Origin of the sequence: Methanobrevibacter sp. (genome assembly GCF_045644645.1) — an archaeon.
Taxonomy (GTDB): Archaea; Methanobacteriota; Methanobacteria; order Methanobacteriales; family Methanobacteriaceae; genus Methanocatella.
Genome location: NZ_JAZRHE010000096.1, coordinates 1 through 4,126, shown reverse-complemented (window position 1 = coordinate 4,126; position 4,126 = coordinate 1). Strand labels below are relative to the sequence as shown.

Genomic DNA, 4,126 nt, shown 5'->3' with positions numbered 1-4,126 from the left:
AATGAGAATGATACTGTTAAATCTAGTGAGGTTTCAGTTAATGTTACTCCTGTGGTTAACTTGACTGTTGTTAAGGTTGCTGACAGTGATGATGCTACTATTGGTGATGTGATTACTTTCACTATTACTGTGACTAATAATGGTCCTTCCGATGCTACTAATATTAAGGTTAGTGATATTCTCGATGAGGGCTTGGTTTTAGTCAGTGGTGATTTGGAGACTACTATTGAGTTCTTGGCAAGTGGTGAGTCTGCTGTGATTGTTGTTCAGGCTATGACTACTGCTAATGGTACTTACATGAATAGGGTTACTGTGAAATGTGATCAGAATGATACAATTAAATCTGCTAATGCTAGTGTTCATGTTTACAACACTGATTTGAAGATTAATAAGACTGCAAATGTGTCTAATGTTTCAGTTAATGATTTAATTAACTTCACAATTTCTGTTAAAAATCATGGAAGGTCAAATGCTACTAATGTTCATATTATTGATGAATTGGATGGTGCGTTTGAGTTTGTTGATGCTAGTGCAGGTTATAAGTTATCTGGTAATGTTGTTAGTTGGAATGTTCCTAATGTTGCTAATGAGACTACATACTCTGTATGGATTGTTGTTCGTGCATTGACTGATGGCACATTCGATAATGTTGCACATGTAAACTGTAGTGAGGAATCAACTGTTAAAAACAGTACTGCGACTGTTGTCGTTGTTCCTGTAGTTAACTTGACAGTTGAAAAAATCGCTAATGTAGTAAATATTACACTTGGTGGTGAAATCACATTTACAATTACTGTAACCAATAATGGCCCTTCCAATGCTACAAATGTTGTAGTGAAAGATGTGCTACCTGATGGTTTACAGTTAATAAGTGGAGATTTAAATACTACCATTGCATTATTGCAAAGCGGTGAATCTAAAGTAATTACAATTATAGCTAAAGCTGTATCAACTGGAAATCTTACTAATGTAGTTTCAGTTCATTCCGATGAAAACGCAACTGCGGTCGAATCAAATGTTACTGTCAGAGTAAATGATCCTAAATTATCCATTATTAAAACTTCAGATAATGAGTATGTATATTCAGGTAACCAAACTTCTTTCACTATTAAAGTGACTAACGAGGGTGATGTGGTGCTTACAGGCGTCTTTGTTGAAGATAAAATACCAGATGGTTTAGTTTATGACCATTTCATCGGCGCTAATTGGACTTATGATGGAACTAAGTTTTCATACAACGGTTCTTTAGATGTTGGTGAAAGTGTTGAATTAACAATTGTCGTAAATACAACTTATAGTGGTGAATTTACCAATGAGGCTACTGCAGGTTCCAAACAAACTTCCACTTCAGCTTCAAGCGCTAGTGTTCTTGTATACACTCCGGCATTGACCGTGCGTGAAATATCAAATAATCCGCTAGTTTTAGTTGGACAGGAAGTCAGTTTCACTGTTGTTGTTACAAATATTGGTGACTGTGAACTTACTGGAATTTACACTCTAAACAATTTCCCAGACGGTTTAATATATATTGGTTATGATGGGGATAACTGGAACAAATTAAATGATGGAATTTTGGGTGCTCCTAGTGGTGCTTGGACTCAAGATGGTAATAAGTTCAGTTACTCAGGTACTTTAATGCCTGGCGAATCTGCAAATTACACATTATACTTCAAAACTACTGTTCCAGGAGTATTTACTCCAGAAGTAATTGCTAATTCAGATTTAACTAGTGGTGCTTATTCAAATAACACAACTGTAGTTGTTGAACCTAATCTTGAATTAAAACAAGAAATTGACAAATCTTCTGTTTATGTTGGAGATAAGGTAACTATTAAAGTCACTGTGACAAATATCGGCGGTTGTGATCTCGGAGATGTTTATGTAATTGAAAACATTCCTGATGAATTGGAATATGATAGTTTCAAAGGTGAAGGATGGACCAAAGTAGGTAATAAATTTATTTACTCTGGTGTTTTAAGTGTCGGCGAAAGTGCAAGCTTTGAAATGATCTTCTACGCTATAAAAGAAGGTAATGCAACAAATACTGTTGTTGCAGGATCAAACATGACTAAAGAAATTAGTGATGATGTGTATGTGGAAGTGATTAATAAAACTACACCTGAGCCTACTCCGGAACCTGTTCCAGAAAACGATACAATCAATCACGAATCTGCGGTTGGTGAATCTGCAACTATGCATGCTACCGGTAATCCAATAATCTTATTGTTATTGGCAATCATGGTTATTATACCATTAAAAAGGCGTAAACACTAAAATTAAAATTTTTGGGAGTTTATACTCCCACTACTATTTTTTTTAAAATTTTTGACATAATCTTTTTTTTACTATATCTGTTTTGCTATGAAGATTATTTGTCATATACTTTAAAATTTCAGACTTTCAGTGTATATCTTCCTGTTGGTTTGTCTTCAACTGCATCTGATGTTAATTCGGAGGTGGTGTACTGATTTCAATTTGAGAAAATCTTTTTTGTGCTATTGGTTTTGTCGACTGTATTGTATGATTTTTTTGCATCTTTCACAATGCCGTTCATGACTGATTTGAAGTTGCCGTTTAATGATTTACAGCCTTCAAATAATTGAAGCACGGAACATTTCTTTGCAATAGATTGACTCTAAATTTAAGGAAATAAACTCCCGTATAATTTTTCTAAAATATCTTTTGATTTAGATAGATTACTTGTCTCATTTATCCCATTTTTCAGTAATTTTAATATAATTTAAATTAATATACTTCATTTAATTTTCATGTAACGATGTTAAAATTAGGATTATCATATTCTTTACGAGGTATTTCATTCCGCATAGGGGAAATAGGATAAAAAGAACCATGTCAATTGTAATGTATCTTTATGATGGGGATTATGTGTGTCAAGAACATTTGGTTTGGAAATATGAATGTGGAAATTCATGAATAAATAATTATGATTAACCGGGGATTTTGTATTGAAATGTTACATTATTCATATCATTTCATATTAAAACATAATTTGTTTAAAATTGAATGTAATATTAAAAAATTTAAATAGGATTAACTACATTATATTTTATTGATGGCATATGATAAATTTTTAAACAGATTAAAGGATAGGTACGCCGCTGTAACTGATGGTGTTTTTGCAATTGCCATGACAATTCTTGTTTTGGAAATTGCAGTTCCTACGGCAGCGGATATTTCATCAGGGGTTGCTTTGAATGAATATTTTATAAGTTATCTTGTTCCATCTATTTTAATATATTTCATAAGTTTTTATCTGGTGTATAATTTTTGGGAAAACACTGCTATTCTGTTTAATATTAAAAAAATAACCTATCCCATATTGACCCTGAATATGATTACAATGGCGGCAGTTTGTTTGATACCTTTTGCAACAGGTTTTCTTTTTAAATTTTACAATTATACTATTGTAAACATATTATTTTCATTGCTTATATTGGTAATCAGTTTATTGTATATATTAATATTTATATTGTTAATAAGGCATAATTTTAAAGATTATTATGATAAAAGGGATGAGATAAAGACTGCAGTGCATGAATCTTACGAAGACGGAATAGAACTGCCTAATTTAAAATTATATCTTAAGGGTGTTACATTAACTTTGTTCTATCTGTTGTTGGCGCCGCTCATCTCTTCATTGATATCCCTTGTCTTTGCATTCATATCTCCAATTGCCAGCATATTGTCTTTTTTATTGACTTTGATTTTAGTATTTTTCATTCGTATGAAACGTTTCGGCAAAGAAAGTTCAGGGGATTTGAATGACGATGAAAAGGAATTCCTCGCCGATATTCAAGAAAGCATTTACGGTAATGAACAGTAATAATATTGCAATTGGTAAAAGATACATTATGGGTTAATATCTAAAATTTAGGGTTAACATATTCCCGTAGGAAAGATGTTTTACTTACAGCTCTTCTGACAACATTTCTGTAATAAAATTTGGAGTCTATGCTTAATATAAATTTGTATGATGATGATATTTTGTAGTAGAATATTTGCAATATTATCAATTTTCGATTGAACATATTGGTATTTTTATTGAGCAGTTTTTAATTTAATTTCTGATTGATATTTTAACTAGTTTTTAATTTTTTTATCATTT

At 31.9% G+C, this 4,126-nt stretch carries 3 protein-coding genes; 2 read left to right on the top strand and 1 reads right to left on the bottom strand.

Features of this window, described 5'->3' with window-relative positions:
• Window positions 1-2,274, top strand: a 2,274-nt coding sequence (locus tag ACKI4K_RS05455; RefSeq protein WP_407423050.1) for a CARDB domain-containing protein, incomplete at its 5' end; no start/stop codon positions are given.
• Window positions 2,275-2,470: 196 nt separating this feature from the next.
• Here the strand turns inward: ACKI4K_RS05455 and ACKI4K_RS05450 are convergent.
• Window positions 2,471-2,608 carry a hypothetical protein gene (locus ACKI4K_RS05450; RefSeq protein WP_407423048.1) on the bottom strand — a complete coding sequence of 46 codons (138 nt, stop codon included), beginning with the start codon at window positions 2,606-2,608 and terminating at the stop codon, window positions 2,471-2,473.
• Between the two features lie 465 nt (window positions 2,609-3,073).
• Here ACKI4K_RS05450 and ACKI4K_RS05445 point away from each other — a divergent pair, with 465 nt between their 5' ends.
• Window positions 3,074-3,844 (top strand): TMEM175 family protein, encoded by a 771-nt coding sequence (locus ACKI4K_RS05445; RefSeq protein ID WP_407423046.1) that lies wholly within the window; start codon window positions 3,074-3,076, stop codon window positions 3,842-3,844.
• Window positions 3,845-4,126 lie beyond the last annotated feature (282 nt).